We start from the raw sequence: 18,698 nt of genomic DNA, 5'->3' as shown, positions 1-18,698 counted from the left end.
TGGTTTTCGTTTCTTTAGCTCTTATAATTTCTTAATTTCTTAGTTCTCAAGTCAAAACGCAAAGCTAGAAACTACAGATCGAGAAAAAGAAGCCAGAGGGCTTATTTCTTCTTTTTTCCAACACCAAGGTTGTCTTTTTGCTTCAACGTAAGCTTAGTAAAGCCAAGCTTACGGAAATAGTTATCTTGGTAGTTACGAACCGCTTTAGTATCAGAAATAAACTCAAGCTGTTGCTCAGTTTTTAGATACTCAGTGATGTCGATACCTTCAGCTGCAGCAACAGCTTCTTGGATCGTGCGGTGTTCTTGTTTCGAAAACAGCAACTCTTTGTCTTCGTCTTTGTAAGTGTACAGAATGGTACGAGCCATGATGCTCTCCAATAGAATTATTACTTTGCGCGCACTCTACATAAAAACAGTACGTGGCTCAAGGTTATGATAAAAAATCTTAAGATTATCGTTCTAACGTTTAGCGTAATTTAAGCTATTTGCCTTTTAGGCAACGAACAGGTCGTTTTTCACGAAGCGAAAAGAACAAAAAGCCCCATAATATCGAAAAATCTATAGAAGGGGCTTCATCTATGTCTTGGCGAAGATCTTCCAAATCAATTAAAAAGCAGCTAAGTTAATTAAAGATCTGGTAAGTCAATTTAGGTCTCATTGAACCTTAAATTAAACACGCCCTTGAAGAGGAATGATCGTTACCGTCTCACCAACTTTCACGGTATCAACCGCTGGTGAGATTTCGATTAAACAGTTTGCTTCGCTCATTGAACGCAGGATACCTGAACCTTGCTTGCCCGTCGTGTTTACTTCAAGCACACCCGATTCATTCATCGAGAACACACCACGGCTGAACTCAGTACGACCTTGGCGTGAACGCAATTGTTCAGTCGCTACCGCGTTCGCTTTAACTGGTGTCCAGTTGGTTTGACCTTGTAGCTTACGGATCGCTGGCTCTACAAAGTTAATGAACGACACCATCACAGCAACTGGGTTACCCGGTAAACCGAAGAAAGGTTTGTCTTCAATTTTGCCGTAAGCAAGAGGGCGACCCGGACGCATGTTGATACGCCAGAAGTTGATTTCACCCAGCTTATCTAACGCAAGCTTGATGTAATCCGCATCACCGACAGACACGCCACCAGAAGTCAGAACCATGTCGGTTTCAAGCGACGCTGAATGCAGCACATCCATCATCTTCTGCTCATCATCTTCAATGATGCCGTAATCTACGATGTCACAGCCAAGCTTTTGAAGCATGCCGATGATAGTAAAACGGTTCGAGTCATAGATAGAGTTCGGCTTCTGCTCACTACCCGGGGCTTGAACTTCATCACCCGTAGAGAACACACCGACTTTAACTTTACGTAAAACAGGGCAGTTGCCAAAACCTAGTGACGCCATCATGCCCATTTCTGGTGCTTCGATTCGTGTGCCACGAGTAAAGACAGGTTGGCCGATTTCTAAATCTTCACCTGCCATACGGACATTTTGTCCAATTGAGATTTTCGCATCAGGGAAGCTAACCTTATCGCCATCTTGTACGGCTTGCTCTCGCATAACAACAACATCAACGCCTTCAGGCATTGGTGCACCCGTCATGATCTTAACGGCTTCACCTTGTTGAACGGTCTTGTCGTAGCTGTGACCAGCCATAACTTCAGCGACCAGTTGGTAACTATCCAGTTCTAAATCTTCACTACGAATTGCGTAGCCGTCCATTGCTGAGTTGGTGTTTTGAGGCACATTGATTGGCGAGATTATATCTTCAGCCAAAACACGACCGTAGCCCTGCAATAGTTCAACACTCTCTGTGAGATCGAGCGCGTCAATGCTATCAACGATCTTTTGTTGGCCTTGAGTAACGGTTAAACCAGCAGGAGAGAACGAATCACAACACACTGCGGGCGTGTTGTCTCTTGAAGACGAACAAGAAGCGGTTTCGCTTATTTTCGAGGAACCGTCAAACGACTGAGCATATTCAATAATGAAATCACGAATCGCTTCTAAGTCACTGATCGCCATTTGTGGCAGTTCGGATTCCACTTGGCTGTCTGCAGCAATGGCAATAATGTTGTCATCGTTCGGGTATAACCAAGGTTTACCGACTTCATCTCTGTGCAATTCAATTTTAGGGAAAGCTATGTTCTTGCAGCCTTCAACCAAAATCAGATCAAGCGTGTTGGTATCGAAACGTGTCAGAAGGTAATCAAAATCAGCTTCGGCTTCTGGCGTTTCTGTCATCATCACGTGACGGTTACGAGAAGCGATCAACATTTGATTCGCGCCCGCTTTACGTAAGCGGTAACTGTCTTTACCCGGCTTATCGACATCAAAATCGTGGTGTGCATGTTTAAGAACACCCACTTTTAAACCCGCATCAGTCAACAGCGGAAGCAGAGCTTCAAGTACGGTCGTTTTGCCTGTACCGCTATAAGCAGCAAAGCCCAATAGAGGAAGGTTAGGGCGTTGTTTTGAATCTTTCATTATTGAAGCGTTCCGAATTGGGTGAGTTCTTCTGGCGTGTTCAGATTAACAAAGCAGTTAGGAGAATCGCTAAAATCGACATATTCCGTGACACATTCTTTGTATAGCAAGATGATTTTACGATCACCACGCTCCAAAAACGCTTCTAGCTTTGGCAGAACACGTTTGTGGAATAGGGTGAATACAGGTTGCTTAAATTCGCCATCATGCGCGACAAGAATGTCGCTGTCTTCTTTAACTGCAGAACAAAAACGCTCAACAAGGTCGTCACTGATTTGTGGGCTGTCGCAAGGGACAAAGCCGACCCAGTCTGTACTCGCGTTTTTAAGGCCAGCATGAATGCCGCCCAATGGACCTGGATAGTCAGGGAAGGAATCGGAAACAACCGGAGCAAATGCTTGGTAACTGTCTAAGTTACGGTTGGCATTGATAGTGATGCTGACATCTTGCTGTGACAGCTTGTTTATAACGTATTGAATAAGCGGAGAACCGTTGAGCTCAACAAGTCCTTTATCTTTTCCGCCCATGCGGCTGGCCTGTCCGCCAGCCAAAATAACCCAACTAGTTTGCGTTGGAAGCAGCATAAATATTCTCTTGTGCTTTGTTCTTTTTAATAACTTGCAGAAGCGGTGATTCAGTCAAAGTGTTGTCCTTGATCCACCATTGCTTCTTACATAAGTCGGTTAACGCGTTAGTTTGGTGACTCGTGATGACTAAACTCGCGCCTCTTTGAAGAAGATCTTCGGCCATTATCACCAATCTTTCAATAGATTCTTTGTCTAAAGAGGCACTTGGTTCGTCCATCAGCAAAATTGAAGGCTTAAGAATCCAGGCTCGTGCCATTGCAACGCGTTGACGCTCACCACCAGACAACACAGAAATGTGTTCATCTGCCAAGGTTTCTAAACCTACCATTCTCAGCGCATTAATTATTTGAGCTCGCTTATCTTTTTGGCTCTCTTTGTTAAAGCGAATGCCATAAGCGACATTTTGGTACACCGAACCATCAAAAAGATAGGGGGTTTGATGCAGGTAGATAATGTCTTTGAACTTGAGCCTAGGGAATAAGATCTGCTGCCAGCTTTGTGTCGGAGACTGAATGCGGCCAGAACTTGGCTGAATCAATCCAGACAATATTTTAAGTAGGGTCGTTTTACCCACACCATTATCTCCTTTGAGATAAACGGCATCGTTGGGGCCGATCGACAATTCGGGAATATGGAACAAAACACGCTCTTTGTAGCGCATTGAAATTTGCTGCGTTGTTATTTTTATACTCATGACAGCGTTCCTAAGTTCTTAAATAGCCTTTTCCTCTCACACTGGAAAGGAAAAAGTTAAGGGCTAATGCCAATGCTAATAACACCATACCGAGGGCGACGCCTTGAGCGAATGCGCCTTTGTGGCTTTCCATAGCGATAGCTGTTGGGATGTTTCTTGTCATCCCCATAATGTTGCCACCGACCATCATTGAACAACCAACCTCAGTGACGATACGAGAGAAAGCAGCGATAGTTGCCGCTAAAAGAGGGAAGCGCGTTTCCCAAATTAACGTACACGCCACACGAGTCGTTGATACGCCAAGCGTGCGCGCCGTTTCAACTGCTCGGCGGTCACTGGCTTGGAGAGCGCCGTGCATCATCGCGACTAGGATTGGGAAACAGATCAGCATCTGACCTAGAATCATCGCCTTTTGGGTGAACAGTAATTCCCAATCACCGAGTGGGCCAGAACGAGAGAGCATCATGTACATCAACAAACCGATAACCACGGTTGGGATAGCTTGCAGGGTGTTGATCACCGATAACAATGCCCACTTCCCGGGGAACTCGGTATAAGCCAATAAGAAAGCCATAAGGATTGCAGGAACAATCACTAATGAGATGGCGGACAAAGATACGCTGAAGGATACCGCGACGATTTTCCACAATTCGTGGTCAAAACTCACTAGTAGGTTCATTGCATCAATTGTTGTTTGCCATAGGGTCATGAAGAATCTCGTGTGAATCGATAATAGGTCTTTATCGGTAATGACTGATGTTAATCATAGCTGACACAAACTATTTGAGCTTGAATTGGCCAGCTATTGTTTTTAAGAGTGTTTCGTTAACTGTTTAGCTAAGTGTAGTGCTTGTTGGTTTTAACTACACCTTCAACGCTACGCTTTACTTACAACTAAAGACTCATTGCTTACAACAAACTACTCTGCGCTTACAACCAACTATTCTGCGCTCGCAACAAACAGCTGTTTGCCGTGCAGTTTAAAGTCGTTAATCAGTTTCTGACCTTTAGGGTTAACCAGCCAATCACTGAATACTTTCGCAGCTTGGTAGTTGATGCTCGGGTAGCGTTCTGGGTTAACAAGAATCACTTGGTAAGGGTTAAACAGGTTCTTGTCACCTTGGAAAAGGATTTTAAGATCCAATTTGTTTTGGTAAGCCAACCAAGTACCACGGTCTGTCATGGTGTAGCCTTGCATTTCTGACGCCATGTTCAGAGTAGGGCCCATGCCTTGACCAACACTGCGATAACCACCGAAGTTTGGTTCCATTTTAGTTTGTGCCCAAATACCCATCTCTTTCTTATGAGTACCAGAGTCGTCACCACGAGAAACAAAGGTCACGTTATTGTTCGCGATTGCTTTGAACACATCAGTCACTGCTTTTTGAGATTCAATCTTCGCTGGATCGCTTTGAGGACCAACAATGACAAAGTCGTTGTACATCAGCTTGCGAGGTAGAACCCCGTAACCTTGTTCAACGAAATTAGCTTCAGCCTTTGGTGCGTGAGTCATCACTAGGTCTACATCGCCATTCTCACCCATACGAAGTGATTTACCTGTACCCGCCGCTAAAACATCAACCTTGATACCAGAATCTTTTTCGAACTCAGGCAATAAGTAGTCAAGTAGACCAGAGTGGTAGGTACTTGTGGTGGTCGCCAATTTGATATGGGTGGTGTCTTCCGCGCTGCTAGCCGTGTAACTGACGATAGATAGAGCTGCAATAGTTAGGGGAATTGCTTTCATTATTATTATGTCCATTTTGTTATAAATGAATGACATGCCTTCAGTTTTAAAGAGCTCAAAAAAGGGCATGTGCATAAGACGCTAATTGTTGTAATTAGAAATCTACACCTTACAAGCAATCTTAATGCCAATAAATCATGCATCAGATCTCATTAAATTGCTGTTATTTCGGACAAAACTGCGTCATTTAGCCCTCTAAAATGAATCAAAACATGAGCTAGGACAAAATGTCGCACATTGTCCCTGTTGCACAAAAGGTTAATTGGTACACTCTGTCCCAACTTTCCCCACCGGCTAATCATTATGTCTTTACCTAGTTCATCTGCACCCAACCTCAACCCGAACACATTGACTCAATATCAAGCGTTTTCCGTCTTGGTTGTGGATGATGAAATAGGTATGCAAGCTATTTTAAAGAAAGCACTGGGTAAGTTCTTTGGCAAGGTATCGAGTGCGGGGTCGGTTGAAGAAGCCGAAATACTGCGTTCGAGCGAGCATTTTGATCTGATTGTTCTTGATATCAACCTACCAGGTCGGTCTGGTATTGAGTGGGAAGAGGCGTTTAACGACAACGACAAACGTGCCGATGTGATTTTCATGACAGGTTATGCTGATTTAGAGATGACGATATCTGCGCTTAAGCTTGGTGCTTCAGATTTTATTCTTAAGCCGTTCAACCTCGAACAAATGATACAAGCGGTTCTGCGTTGTATGGACAAGCGCCTTGACCAAAGAATGCAGTATGCGTTGAAGCGTGATGTTAGCCGTCATATCAAGACCGAATTGATCGGCAATTCAGACAAAACTAAACAGCTTAAATTGCTGATCAGTCAATTTGCACCGTCGAGAGCATCAGTTCTTATAGAAGGAGAGTCGGGTACCGGTAAAGAGTTAGTTGCTCGTGGTGTACATGAAGCCAGCAAGCGTAGTGGCCCATTTGTGCCAATCAACTGTGGTGCAATTGCGCCTGAACTTCTAGAAAGTGAGCTATTCGGGCATACCTCTGGCGCATTTACCGGCGCGAAGAAAAACCGTGAAGGTCTATTCAGAGTCGCAAGTGGTGGCACCTTGTTCCTTGATGAAATAGGTGAAATGCCACTGCCAATGCAAGCAGCGCTGTTACGCGTACTAGAGCAACGTACTATTCGTCCAGTTGGCAGTGAGAAAGAAATTGCCGTTGACGTACGTGTGGTGGCGGCGACTAACCGAAACCTTCAAGAAGAAGTCGATAAAGGCCACTTCCGTCGCGATCTGTTCTACCGACTCAATGTACTTAAGATTGATGTTGTGCCATTGAGAGAACGACCGTCTGATCTGATAGAGCTTGTTCCATACTTCACTCGTCTTTTATCAAGTGAACTGGGTATGCCGGTTCCAAACTGGGCACATGAAGATATCTTGGCGATGAATGAATACGAATGGCCGGGAAATATTCGCGAACTTAAGAACCTAGTCGAAAGATGCATTCTTTTAGACAAGCCACCAGCACACTATTGGCGCGAAATTAATGGTGATCCAGCCCCAACCAGCATTTCAGTGACGGTGTCACATGGAGCAGAAATACCAAACTTGAATAATGTAGACGCTGCTGAGGGTTACCCGAACACTTGGACACTCAAAGAAGTAGAAAAATCTCACATAGAACAACTGGTGAGTTTCCATGATGGCAATAAGTCTGCAGCTGCGAGAGATCTCGGTGTGGCGCGTAAAACACTAGAGCGTAAGTACAAAGAGTGGAATACAGAAGGCTCAGAATATGCCGATTAGACGTCATTGGTGGACAAAGTGGGCGTTCCGGTTCAAAACCATGGTGCGTTATCGCCTGCTATTTCTAACATCCGCTCCCATCATTCTTACCTTGTGTGCGCTTGTCGCTATAACACTGTATTGGTCAGTACATTACACGTGGCAGGGTGCTCTGATTGATGTCGATGAGCGTTTGGATGTTGCCGACAACAGTATCCATCTAATTCAGAACCAACAGGCCTATAACGTTCAAGCATTTGCTGAGTCTTACAACTTCCGAATCAAACTCACGAGTGATATTTCGAAAGAAGAGCTCACACGTTGGGTTTCTGAAAACAAATCTCGCTATGAACTCGATTTTCTACGTTGGCGTAGCGTCGAGAGCATGGAGAAAAAGCTTGAATACCTCAACCTGACACACAAAGAGTCGTTCTTTAGTGTATTGAGCCAAAACGAACTCAACGATTTAGACCAAAACCTTGCCAGGCAAGCCGAAGTCCCAATGCTCAATAGTCGAAATGTTGAAACTCGGGGTTTAGTTAGCCGCACCGTTGTATCGATTCGTGACAAGAATGATCACGTAATTGGTTTTCTTGATGGCGGGATCCTCCTTAATAACAGCACACAGTTGGTTGATCAGATCAGCAATCTCATTTATCCGCAACGCGAGGGCTTTAATCGCCGCATAGGTACCGTCACTGTGTTTCTTGATGACCTACGTGTCAGCACTAATGTACCGTTAAGCAGCGAAGAAAGTGCAGGGCGCGCAATTGGTACTCGTGTTTCTCACGAGGTTCATTCTAAAGTATTGAATGAAGGCAAAGAGTGGCTAGATCGAGCGTATGTTTACGACGCTTGGTACATCACTGCGTATCAACCGATTCATGACCAATTCGATAACGTCATCGGCATGCTCTATACCGGTTATCTGATTTGGCCATTGGTGGAAACGTACTTAACCAATCTTGGTGAAATCAGTATTACGATTGTGTTGTTGTTACTGGCGTCTGGTTTGATCGTTCACCGTGGTGCGCGTGATCTTTTCAATCCTATTGAACGCATTCATAAAGTCGTCAAGCTAGTCCAGATGGGGCAAGACAAGCGAATCGGCACTCTGGGTTTGAACGATCAACACGAGCTGACTTTACTCGCTAAACAATTCGACAAGATGTTAGATTTGCTGCACGAACGTAATCAAGAGATCCAACAAGCCGCTTCAGAACTCGAATGTAAGGTTCATTCACGTACTGCTAGCTTGAAAGAGAAAACCGAAGAACTCGAACTGCATATCAAGCTGTTGAATCAAGCTCGAGACAAGCTGGTGGTCAATGAAAAGTTAGCCGCGCTAGGCGAATTAACCGCGGGCATCGCCCATGAGATTAACAACCCGACAGCGGTGATTCTTGGCAACGTCGAACTGATGAAGTTTGAGCTCGGTGACGAAGTCGCTCGTGTAGACGAAGAAGTCAATGCCATCATGGAACAGATTGACCGAATCCGAAATATCACACGAAGCCTGCTTCAATATAGCCGTCATGGTGGCGTACAAGATGAAATCACTTGGCAACACATCAATCCAATCGTTGATGAGAGTATTACGCTTGTCAAAACGGGGGCTAAGAAGAAGGGCATTGTGTACGTATCCCAACTGCACGCGAAAACGTCTGTCGAAGTGAACCGCAACCAATTGCTGCAGATTCTGGTTAATCTACAGATGAATGCGATTCACGCTATGGACGGAAAGGGCACATTAACTATTTCAAGTGAAGACTGGGTTGAAAATGGCGTGTCTCATGGGGCTATTGTTCATGTTGAAGACGAAGGCTGTGGTATCAAAGAAGAGCAACTGAAACGTATTTTCTCGCCTTTCTATACCACCAAACGAGACGGTACAGGTTTAGGTTTGTCAGTATCTCAAAGTATCTTGAGTCAAACAGGTGGCGAGATACGTGTCGAATCAGAAGTAGGCAAGGGAAGCCGCTTTAGTATCTACCTTCAGCAAAAAGCGACACCACAGTTGTTGGTCTCAAACCTATAAGTTTTAGCTTTAAGATCGAATCCAACCATATTATCACCTGATAATATTTCTATTGCGCTTGGGCGGTTACATGAACGTTTCAGCCCAAGCACGAAAATTCCGCACTACTAAACTATCGCCAACTAAATCTCAACCTCTGCCCGTTTGACGAGTACCTCCTTTTGGTTATGTAACACAGTGTATATCTTTCGATCTTGATGCATATCATCTGAACTGTACGGATTTTTGATACATTGACCCCAAATTCATAATCAAAAAATATAATAAAGTCAGTCAGCTATGAAATTAAGTAATCTATCTATTAAATCAAAACTTATCTCCATCGTCATTTTATCGGTTGTTCTATTGGTAATGGCGTCATCTTTCAACCTAATGCAACAACGTGAAAGCTCAATGCAAGAGCGCCAAGATAAACTCAGTGCTCAAGTCGAAACCGCGGTCAGCTTAGCGAGCTATTATTACAGCCAACGTAACGTGCTCGGTGAAGAAGTAGCAAAGAAACAAGCGCTGCAAGCGATTGAAACGCTTCGTTACGACACCACTAATTATTTCTGGATCTTAAACCAACAACTCAACGTTGTTATCCATCCATTAAAACCTGAACTCAATGGCAAGAACGCAGGTAACTTTAAAGATGGTGCAGGTAAACACCACTGGCGTGAGATGGTCAACATTTCACGTACCCTAGAGGAGAAAGGGTTTCTTGATTATCAATGGATGAGCCCGCAAGGTGAACTTAAAGACAAGATCTCATATGTACAGCTATTCCCTGAGTGGAATTGGATTGTTGGCTCGGGAATCTTAGTTGCGGATATTCAAGACGCTTTCTATGCATTAGCGCTCAAAGAAGGACTGGTCGCGGTTGTATTATCAGGCCTGTTGTTTGCTATGGGCTACGCGATTTCTAACAATATCCTTGTGCCACTTAACAAGCTTATCGACAACACCCATAAGATTGCAGATGGGGATCTTCGTGTGCGCATGAATATGACACGCAAAGATGAACTGGGTGATATGAGTAATCAAATTGATACCATGCTCAACAAGTTACAAAGCACGCTTCGTACAGCGAATGAATCAGCAGGTTTATCCAGCAACATGGCGAGTCACATTGCACAAGCGAGTGAAGAGGCGGCGACCAGTGTTAACTCACAACATGCGCAACTTGAGTTGTTGTCGACAGCGATGACAGAAATGAGTGCCACGATTTCTGATGTCGCTGTGAATGCTGAAAACACTGCCGCAAGCACCAATAAGGTTGTCGAGCACGCAAACCAGAACGACCAAAACATGCAAGTAACGTCTAAAACCATATCTCAGGTTTCAGAAAACATTTCGACCGCGAACGATCTCGTCAGAGACTTGCAATCTGGTGTCACAGAGATAAGCCAAGTGGTGAGCGTGATACGTGATGTCTCTGAACAAACTAACTTGTTAGCACTTAACGCCGCGATAGAAGCAGCGCGAGCGGGTGAGCAAGGAAGAGGGTTCGCGGTAGTCGCCGATGAAGTTCGTAACCTTGCTAGCCGTACTCAGAACTCAACCAATGAAGTGCAATCGACGATTGAAAAACTGACTCAGCAAGCCGAGCGTACCTTTAAAGCAATGCAAAGCAGCAATGAGAAAGTCGATCACAGTGTTGTCGCGTCTAACGAAACTCGCCAACAACTCGATGTGATTGTGAATGAGCTTCACAACGCTAACGACATGGTCGCGCAGATCGCCGCCGCCTCGGAGCAACAAAGCACGGTAGCAACCGAAATGAGTGAAAGTGTCACTGGGATTCATCTGGCGGCTAACGAAGTACTGCAAGCTTCACAGTCGTTAGCTGAGGATAGCCAGAAAATGGCCAACACTACAGAACACCTTACTGATCAGTTAAAGTACTTTAAGGTCTAAGCAAAAACCTCATAAAAAAACACCTCCGCACTTGAGACAAGTTCGGAGGTGTTTTTGTTTGTAGATGACTGGATTGTTAACTTGCTCAACAAAAGAAGAGCGTTTAGAAAAAGAAGCGCGTTAAGCCAATCTTGTTAATGTGCAGTCACTGAAATCTTCGGAGGGTTGATATTGTGTTTTCTAAACTCTTTCATCACACGCAAGGTAATATCGGTTTCAAACAGCTTCTCATACGCCGTGTCGACCACATAGGCCTTACAAGTTAGCTGTATCGCCAAGTAATTATCCGTGATGGTCTGTTTGACCAGAACCGTAACAGGCTTCGGCAAATGGATGTAACGACTTGAAGATGCCGCTTCTTGAATCAAGTCACGGGCTAGGGTGATGTCTTCATTCATACCGACATAAAATGGAATTACCACCTGCATATCCAGCGCGCCATAGTTACCACTAGTCGTTACTTCGTTTAAGAACTTGTTGTTCGGGATCGTGATAATGTCGTCGTTCAGGGTTCTCATTCGAACAGAACGCAAACCAATGGTAATGATGTCGCCATAGTTACCTTCGAACGTGACACGGTCACCAACTTGAAAAGGTCTGTCAATCATCACCGTGATACCGGCGATGAATGACGCAGCCAAGTCTTTAAGCGCAAAGCCGACCGACACGGCGAGGGTACCACCAATCAAAGCTAAGATTTGATCGTTGATTCGAAAGCTCATCATGAACACGATAAGACCGGTGCTCACGTAAATAAAGAACTGAGTAAACGACTGCAATTTCTGTAGCAGCATTCGATATTGCACGAACTGACTACCAAAGCTGGTCACCAACGAATTGATGAACTTAAGTAACAACCACATTGCGGCAATAACGATCATGGAGAAGAACACGCCGCTCCAACGCACTAAACTCGCAATCTTTGAGATGTTTTCTACGTTAGCTAACTCTTCCGTCGCGAAGGTCGGGAAACTGACAGCACTTGCCAAGCCAACAAATAGTAGGATAAATAACTTCTTCATTTTACTTCACCAGTAGATGTTGACGGTCGAGAACATTAGTAATGTGGCGGAACCAGTGCTCAGAAATTCGAGCCTTTTCTTCATGCCAACCAATATAACCACGGCTTTCAAAATAACGTAGAATCCCGGTTATCTCTGCAATGCTCAGCTGAGTACATTCAGACAACACTTCCGGAGACGCTATCTCCAGTTGTACGATAGAGCGAAGTACAGCCAGCATAGGTTTTGGCATATTCTCGAGTTCCTGCGCTTCAGGAACGTGGAACAGACGCACCACGGCTTGATCTGTCTCTTTATTGCGGTTCAAAGAGAGCCTAAAGAATCGCAGCGCAACGGTAGGGTTGCCATCAGAGTAGTGCCACAAGATTCGATAGAAGCCTTGGCGTGCACGTTCTTCTTCACTCATGTCATCTTGATCCCACTGCTTAGGGACAACTAAACCATCAAACGATAACGGCTTTTCAAGATCTGTATTGATGCGGCTAGTCAGTAGCTCACCAACTTGTTTCTCTGTCCAACGTGGTAGGAAACACACCAAGTCAAACAGCAGACGCTCGCCACGCGCTCTATCAACAAATCGCCAGCTTGATTTGGCAATCGATATCACGACACGGTGATTCTTTTTAGAACGACGGAGAAGGTTGGTTAAACGAATCAAATCAGACAGGCCACCGACCATTGGCTTAACTAATCGTTGGGCATTATCAATCGCAATTAGGTACGTGGTGTTACTTTTACGTAGGTGCGCCAATATCTGAATCTCAGTCGCTTCTTCTTCCAAGCCGATGCTCACGGCTAGATGCGCTAAGAGCTCTTGGTAACCTGCGTAAGGGCAACTCACGTAAACAGGCTCTGCGTTGGATACTTTATGTAGCAAGGTATAAAGCAACGTTGTCGCACCCACACCACGTTCGCCTGAAACAATACAAATAGCAGGGCTGTCAGACATTAAGTAACGAGAGAGTTGCTTAACCTCATCGCCCGCGTAATCAATTAAGGTGCTATCGATATTACCCGGCAGAATGTACTCATAGGTTTTGTCTCCTTTGATTCGAACCAAGTTTTGTTGGTTTTTATCAAGATCAGACTGCTTAGCCACTTCGATTCGAAAGAGATAGGCTAAGGCCTGACTAAACAACGTGTAACTAGAAAGCAATGCCATGATTCGATGTTGGAAGTTGTAAACACTCAACCAGACGATTCCAATTGCCGTCGCCAGTATATTAAGTAAGAAGGTTTCCTTGCGGTTTACCGCCCAGTTAACCCACACCGGACGATCGGAGATGTGTTGCAGCGTATCGAAGACTTTCGCTCTCCATAATCTAAGTACCGATATCGTGACCAGCACAAACCAGAAAAACAGCGCACTGTAGATCCAGCTATAAATGGTGCCTTTACCCAGTGTGATGCTCGATATCTGCAAAGTCAGACCTGCAACAATAATACTCCAAACATAGCGACGAATAGTCGATAGTCTCAGCGCGATGACTTCTTGGTTTGATGTGCGACCCAAGCGATACGCAAATTCAAGAATAAAGCTAATAGCAATCGAACCACCTAGAATCCACCACGTGAATATTTCTAGGAAAATCAGGTGCTGCAGGCTAGGGATGCTAGAAAGCACTCTCAAAGAAAGTGTGATGGCGATTAACCAAGCAATCGCACGCTCAGCGCGGCTGATATACCAAATCACACGAACCAAAAAAGGAGGGTTCGTTTTCGCTTCGAGAAAGTTAACTCGAAACAACTCAATCAAGCGAGTGCTGTTGGCAAGCCACCATACTAAACCGAAGTAAATGAACAGCACCTTTAGAGAAGCCCAAATGACAGGCACTGGAGAAATAAAAATGTCTTTAACTAATGCTTTAAAGCTACGAATTTGGAAGTAAACAAGATACTCAATATTGAGTTTGGTTAATTCCCACTCTTGTTTAAATTGAATCACGCCGTATGGGCCAAAACCGGTTAAGCGCTCTTTGTTCGCAGAGTTGGTCTGCTCTAACAGGTGCTGCTTACTAACGTTCAAGCTATTCAAAGTAACGTAGCTGGTTTGAACGACAAACCATTGATCGGCGTCGTTGTTATCTCTGTAGGCTTTTATCTGTTGCTCGAAGGTTTTGATTTCCTGCTTTTGAACTCGCAGGACTTCGGCAAGCAGGATGTTGACTTGGCGTCTGTCCGACTGCTCCATAAAGAGGGGATCCGGTAGGGAATCAATACGCTTATCCAGATCTACAGCACTATTAGATACCTGAGGCTGAGATTGTAAGTCATATTCCAAGTTGGCATGACTAGGCCAAGAGAGAATGGCCAAAGTGAAGATTAAGAAGCGCGAAAGTGAACGCATAAAAGTCTCTTAGAATTATGAGGTTAGGATTACTATAGTTAGTTAATCTTACTTTGTGAAATCCAACCCCGTATCGGGGGCGAGTACTTTATTCCCGTTTTGGCTGATTTTGTCATGAAATTGTCAGAGATTAGGCTAGTCTTGCCTATGTCTGTTGTTGCTTTGATCGGGTTAGTTTTACTGTGACCAATCAGCATACGATATATTCAATGGTTGGCATGATTTAGGACGTTATATACCGCCCATTATGGGGCGCTGTTCGATATTTTGTTTTTCCTGAAAATAGATGGTTTTTTAACGACAAATAGAAAATCAAAAATGTGAGTCAGCTCAAACTATGATTTGGCTAGGTTATCACTCACTTAATGGCGAGTAATTGCAATCAAGACTTGCAGTTAAAGCCCCGAAGAAGTAACGTTGCGGCGTTTTTCACATTAAAAAGGTAACGGCATTGATCTCCACAGCAAATATCACCCAACAATTCGGCGCTAAGCCACTTTTCGAAAATATTTCAGTTAAGTTCGGCGAAGGCAACCGCTACGGTTTAATCGGCGCGAATGGCTGTGGTAAATCGACGTTCATGAAGATCCTATCTGGTGAACTTGAACCAAGTGCAGGTAACGTAAGCTACGATCCAAATGAGCGCGTTGCTAAGCTAAACCAAGACCAGTTTGCTTATGAAGAATTCACGGTAATCGACACGGTTATCATGGGTCACAAAGAGCTTTGGGCGATTAAGCAAGAGCGAGACCGCATTTATTCTTTGCCTGAAATGAGCGAAGAAGACGGCATGAAAGTGGCTGATCTTGAAGTTCAGTTCGCTGAAATGGACGGTTACATGGCAGAAGCGAAAGCAGGTGAGCTTCTTCTTGCTGTAGGTATTGAAGAATCACTGCACTTCGGTCTAATGAGCGAAGTGGCACCAGGTTGGAAACTTCGTGTTCTATTGTCTCAAGTACTGTTTGCAGACCCGCATATTATGCTTCTTGACGAACCAACGAACAACCTGGACATGGACACCATCAAGTGGTTGGAAGATACGCTAAACCAACGTAACTGCACAATGATCATTATTTCGCATGACCGTCACTTCCTAAACTCAGTTTGTACACATATGGCTGACCTTGATTACGGCGCACTTCGTCTGTTCCCTGGTAACTACGATGAGTACATGACAGCAGCGACACAAGCTCGTGAACGTCTACTTTCTGATAACGCGAAGAAGAAAGCACAAATTGCTGAACTTCAAACGTTCGTTTCTCGTTTCTCTGCTAACGCATCTAAAGCGAAACAGGCAACGTCTCGTGCTAAACAGATCGACAAGATTCAACTAGATGAAGTAAAAGCGTCTAGCCGTCAAAACCCATTCATCCGTTTCGAACAGTCTAAAGAGCTATTCCGTAACGCGCTTGTGGTTGAAAACCTATCTCAAGGTTTTGAAGAAGACCTATACAACAAGTTCGATGCGATTTTCGAAGTTGGTGAGCGTGTTGCTATCATCGGTGAGAACGGTGTGGGTAAAACAACACTACTTAACACACTAGCGGGTGCTCTAGAAGCGCGTACTGGTGAATATAAGTGGTCTGAAAACTCAAACATCGGTTACTACGCTCAAGATCACGCACATGATTTTGAAGAAGATCTAAACCTGTTTGATTGGATGAGCCAATGGCGTCAAGAAGGTGAAGACGAGCAAGTTGTTCGTAGCTTCCTAGGTCGCATGCTGTTTGGCCAAGACGACATCAAAAAGTCGGTAAAGGTTATCTCTGGTGGTGAGCAAGGGCGTATGCTTCTTGGCAAGATCATGATGCACAAACCAAACATCCTGCTAATGGATGAACCAACGAACCACATGGATATGGAATCTATCGAAGCACTTAACTTGGCTCTTGAGAACTACAAAGGCACATTGTTCTTCGTTTCTCACGACCGTGTATTCGTAGACTCTCTAGCGACTCGTGTTCTTGAAATCAAAGACGGCAAGATCAACGATTTCCGCGGTACTTACGCTGAGTTCTTGAAAGCACGCGCTTAGTACGCATTAAACATGAATACGTAATACAACGTTAGTACGTATCCCTGATTAAAAAGGCCTCTATCTTTATGAATAAGATAGAGGCCTTTTGTTTTTCATATCAGTTTTTTAAATCAGTCTCTTTGTATTAAAAAATGTCGAGTGGTTGGTCGAAAATACCTTTACTCATCAATGCTTACACTGCTCATTAATACTTAAACTGCGCGACAATCTTCTCAAGCTTCACACTCACGTTCGATACTTGTTCACTACAACGAACTGACCCTGAAACCACGGTATGAGTATCACTGGCTAAATGAGCGATATCGGTAATGTTCCGATCGATGTCCGCTGAAACCATGGATTGCTCTTCAGACGCCGTGGCAATCTGGCTGTTTAAGTCGAACATCTCTCCAACTTGAAAGTGTATACCTTCAATCGCATTTACCACATCTTTGGTTTGGTGTTTAACTAATCCCGTTTGTTCTAGGCTTACCGACATCTTAGCGACCGTTTTTGCTATTCCAGACGTTAGGCCATGAATGGTCGATTCAATTTGATGGGTTGAATCGTTAGTCATTAGCGAAAGCTCTCTTACTTCAGACGCCACGACTGCAAACCCACGTCCGTGATCGCCAGCGCGCGCAGCTTCTATCGCTGCATTTAGCGCGAGTAGATTAGTTTGTTCCGCAATACCTTGAATGGTAGTGACGACTTGATTGATTTCACGACTCTGGTCTTCAAGCTGAACAATTAGGTTTTGAGACTCTGCAATATTCTCGGCCAGCACATTAATGCTGTCATTGGTTGCGTGGGTTTCTTGTAACGCCTGATGTGCATTGTCTTTGATCTTCTCAGCGTTCGTCGCTGCGTTTTCTATGTTCGCCGTCACTTCATTACTGGTCATCACCAGCTCATTAACTGCCGTCGCTACTGATTCAGATTGTTGCTTCTGCTTTTCAGCATTACTCATACTTTTGATTGCCGCTTCTTCAGAGCTACACGAACTATCGGTCAACACCGTCATCACGCCAGACAACTCTTTAATATTGCCATGCAGTTTATTGATGAAGGTATCGAAGGAATGCGCCAACTGAGCAAGTTCATCGTTGCCTTTGGCGTTCATGCGCACGGTTAAGTCGCCATCTCCATTGGCAATTGACTCCATCATCACGTTTATCGCTTTGATTCGCGCAAGTATGTTGCGCCCAATGAACACTAACAACAGAGAGAGCAGAGCTACGATAGCCGCACCAAAAAGATGTAGTGTGTTTTTGGTATGTGTACTCGCCGCTGAGATAGCTTGGCTTATCTCGGTTTGTACCGCTTCAATGGCTTGTTCTGTTTGGTGGACGTTGCTACGTAAGGCGCCTCTAAGACCGAGTTCTGCCGATAAACCTAAATTGGTGTTAGCCAACAGAAGCGTTTCAGCCGCAGCTTTGTAATCCGAATAGGCTTGCTCTGTCGCAACCGACGTTTGAGAATAGGGTTCAAACTCTTTAAGAGCACCAGCTAACGCCATATGTGTTTGGTCATTAATATGAGCGAGATAGTGGAAGTCTTTTTCAATCAACTCCAATAGCGCAAGCTCTAGAGCCAAACTCGATTCAGATTCGATCGCTGATTTTAACGCGGTTCTTTTGCCATCTAACGCAGCGACAAAACCTAAAGGTGCGGTCGTACGTTCAATGTTATTTACTTGTTCAACGATTTGGTGAAACTGTTTTTGATATTGATGAAGAGTGTCCGAAATCCTTGTCATTTGGTCAGACAGGTGCAGCTCGTGCGAGGTGAGAGTTTGGTTCAAAGTCACCAATCGTTGATTCAGGGTGTTGGCGGTTTTGTCGAAGCGTTCTGCGTATTTTTGATCGTGGCGAGACAAGAAATCTTTCTCGTGTCTCCTGAGCGTTAGCAAGTCAACTGAACTCCTGAGGTTTTCAGTCGCAGCGCGCTCCAAGGATTCAAGCTTGTCTAAGCTAAACTGTTCGTAAATGGCGTATATGAAAACTGAAACAAACAAGGTGAGGTTGATTAGAATAAATTTACTGCGTATTGAAAGAGACAGCGAACGACGCTGAGGTTCCGATGGATTACTCATGGTTAATTCCCTTTAAG

At 44.5% G+C, this 18,698-nt stretch carries 13 protein-coding genes; 4 read left to right on the top strand and 9 right to left on the bottom strand.

Going from position 1 to position 18,698, the window contains the following annotated elements:
- Positions 1–101: 101 nt before the first annotated feature.
- From L3V33_RS11735 to L3V33_RS11710, 6 genes are all read right to left on the bottom strand, one after another.
- Positions 102–368: a DUF2960 family protein gene (locus tag L3V33_RS11735; protein ID WP_004733780.1), complete on the bottom strand. Its 267-nt coding sequence runs from the start codon at positions 366–368 to the stop codon at positions 102–104.
- A gap of 303 nt (positions 369–671) precedes the next feature.
- A complete protein-coding gene (locus L3V33_RS11730) occupies positions 672–2,489 on the bottom strand; it encodes a bifunctional molybdopterin-guanine dinucleotide biosynthesis adaptor protein MobB/molybdopterin molybdotransferase MoeA (RefSeq protein WP_237290426.1) in 1,818 nt (605 codons plus the stop codon).
- A complete protein-coding gene (gene mobA, locus L3V33_RS11725) occupies positions 2,489–3,073 on the bottom strand; it encodes a molybdenum cofactor guanylyltransferase MobA (protein WP_004733776.1) in 585 nt (194 codons plus the stop codon). Before mobA ends, L3V33_RS11730 begins: the two co-directional genes overlap by 1 nt.
- Entirely contained in the window at positions 3,051–3,770 is a 720-nt protein-coding gene (locus L3V33_RS11720; protein ID WP_171308280.1) for an energy-coupling factor ABC transporter ATP-binding protein, read from the bottom strand. The genes mobA and L3V33_RS11720 overlap by 23 nt, the downstream gene beginning before the upstream one ends.
- A gap of 10 nt (positions 3,771–3,780) precedes the next feature.
- The gene (locus tag L3V33_RS11715) at positions 3,781–4,479 is read right to left on the bottom strand and encodes an ABC transporter permease (RefSeq protein WP_017068184.1); all 699 of its coding nucleotides are present in this window, start codon (positions 4,477–4,479) and stop codon (positions 3,781–3,783) included.
- 231 nt (positions 4,480–4,710) lie between these two features.
- Positions 4,711–5,517: a substrate-binding domain-containing protein gene (locus tag L3V33_RS11710; RefSeq protein ID WP_017077255.1), complete on the bottom strand. Its 807-nt coding sequence runs from the start codon at positions 5,515–5,517 to the stop codon at positions 4,711–4,713.
- 303 nt (positions 5,518–5,820) lie between these two features.
- Between L3V33_RS11710 and L3V33_RS11705 the strand changes: the two genes are divergently transcribed.
- From L3V33_RS11705 to L3V33_RS11695, 3 genes are all read left to right on the top strand, one after another.
- The gene (locus L3V33_RS11705; protein ID WP_237290425.1) at positions 5,821–7,284 is read left to right on the top strand and encodes a sigma-54 dependent transcriptional regulator; all 1,464 of its coding nucleotides are present in this window, start codon (positions 5,821–5,823) and stop codon (positions 7,282–7,284) included.
- On the top strand, positions 7,274–9,301 hold the full coding sequence (locus L3V33_RS11700) for a cache domain-containing protein (RefSeq protein WP_237290424.1): 2,028 nt from the start codon (positions 7,274–7,276) through the stop codon (positions 9,299–9,301). Before L3V33_RS11705 ends, L3V33_RS11700 begins: the two co-directional genes overlap by 11 nt.
- Before the next feature lie 279 nt (positions 9,302–9,580).
- Positions 9,581–11,200, top strand: coding sequence for a methyl-accepting chemotaxis protein (locus L3V33_RS11695; RefSeq protein ID WP_237290423.1), 1,620 nt, complete (start codon positions 9,581–9,583; stop codon positions 11,198–11,200).
- 134 nt (positions 11,201–11,334) lie between these two features.
- On the opposite strand, the gene L3V33_RS11690 is transcribed toward L3V33_RS11695, so the two are convergent.
- Entirely contained in the window at positions 11,335–12,222 is an 888-nt protein-coding gene (locus L3V33_RS11690) for a mechanosensitive ion channel domain-containing protein (protein ID WP_004733762.1), read from the bottom strand.
- A 1-nt stretch (position 12,223) separates the two neighbouring features.
- Positions 12,224–14,569 (bottom strand): AAA family ATPase, encoded by a 2,346-nt coding sequence (locus tag L3V33_RS11685; RefSeq protein WP_237290422.1) that lies wholly within the window; start codon positions 14,567–14,569, stop codon positions 12,224–12,226.
- A gap of 451 nt (positions 14,570–15,020) precedes the next feature.
- On the opposite strand from L3V33_RS11685, the gene L3V33_RS11680 reads away from it, so the two are divergent.
- On the top strand, positions 15,021–16,604 hold the full coding sequence (locus L3V33_RS11680; RefSeq protein WP_017077249.1) for an ABC-F family ATPase: 1,584 nt from the start codon (positions 15,021–15,023) through the stop codon (positions 16,602–16,604).
- Positions 16,605–16,791: 187 nt separating this feature from the next.
- Here L3V33_RS11680 and L3V33_RS11675 read toward each other — a convergent pair whose 3' ends face one another.
- A complete protein-coding gene (locus L3V33_RS11675; protein ID WP_237290421.1) occupies positions 16,792–18,681 on the bottom strand; it encodes a methyl-accepting chemotaxis protein in 1,890 nt (629 codons plus the stop codon).
- Positions 18,682–18,698 lie beyond the last annotated feature (17 nt).

The sequence above is a fragment of the Vibrio sp. A2-1 genome, from assembly GCF_021728355.1.
GTDB classification, from domain to species: Bacteria; Pseudomonadota; Gammaproteobacteria; order Enterobacterales; family Vibrionaceae; genus Vibrio; species Vibrio splendidus_K.
Note: the sequence above shows the minus strand (reverse complement) of the source record. Positions and strands in the feature narration are given on the sequence as shown.

Coding starts and splice junctions, on each gene's coding strand:
- L3V33_RS11735 (WP_004733780.1), bottom strand. CDS start 368: ATGGCTCGTACCATTCTGTACACTTACAAAGACGAAGACAAAGAGTTG.
- L3V33_RS11730 (WP_237290426.1), bottom strand. CDS start 2,489: ATGAAAGATTCAAAACAACGCCCTAACCTTCCTCTATTGGGCTTTGCT.
- mobA (WP_004733776.1), bottom strand. CDS start 3,073: ATGCTGCTTCCAACGCAAACTAGTTGGGTTATTTTGGCTGGCGGACAG.
- L3V33_RS11720 (WP_171308280.1), bottom strand. CDS start 3,770: ATGAGTATAAAAATAACAACGCAGCAAATTTCAATGCGCTACAAAGAG.
- L3V33_RS11715 (WP_017068184.1), bottom strand. CDS start 4,479: ATGACCCTATGGCAAACAACAATTGATGCAATGAACCTACTAGTGAGT.
- L3V33_RS11710 (WP_017077255.1), bottom strand. CDS start 5,517: ATGAAAGCAATTCCCCTAACTATTGCAGCTCTATCTATCGTCAGTTAC.
- L3V33_RS11705 (WP_237290425.1), top strand. CDS start 5,821: ATGTCTTTACCTAGTTCATCTGCACCCAACCTCAACCCGAACACATTG.
- L3V33_RS11700 (WP_237290424.1), top strand. CDS start 7,274: ATGCCGATTAGACGTCATTGGTGGACAAAGTGGGCGTTCCGGTTCAAA.
- L3V33_RS11695 (WP_237290423.1), top strand. CDS start 9,581: ATGAAATTAAGTAATCTATCTATTAAATCAAAACTTATCTCCATCGTC.
- L3V33_RS11690 (WP_004733762.1), bottom strand. CDS start 12,222: ATGAAGAAGTTATTTATCCTACTATTTGTTGGCTTGGCAAGTGCTGTC.
- L3V33_RS11685 (WP_237290422.1), bottom strand. CDS start 14,569: ATGCGTTCACTTTCGCGCTTCTTAATCTTCACTTTGGCCATTCTCTCT.
- L3V33_RS11675 (WP_237290421.1), bottom strand. CDS start 18,681: ATGAGTAATCCATCGGAACCTCAGCGTCGTTCGCTGTCTCTTTCAATA.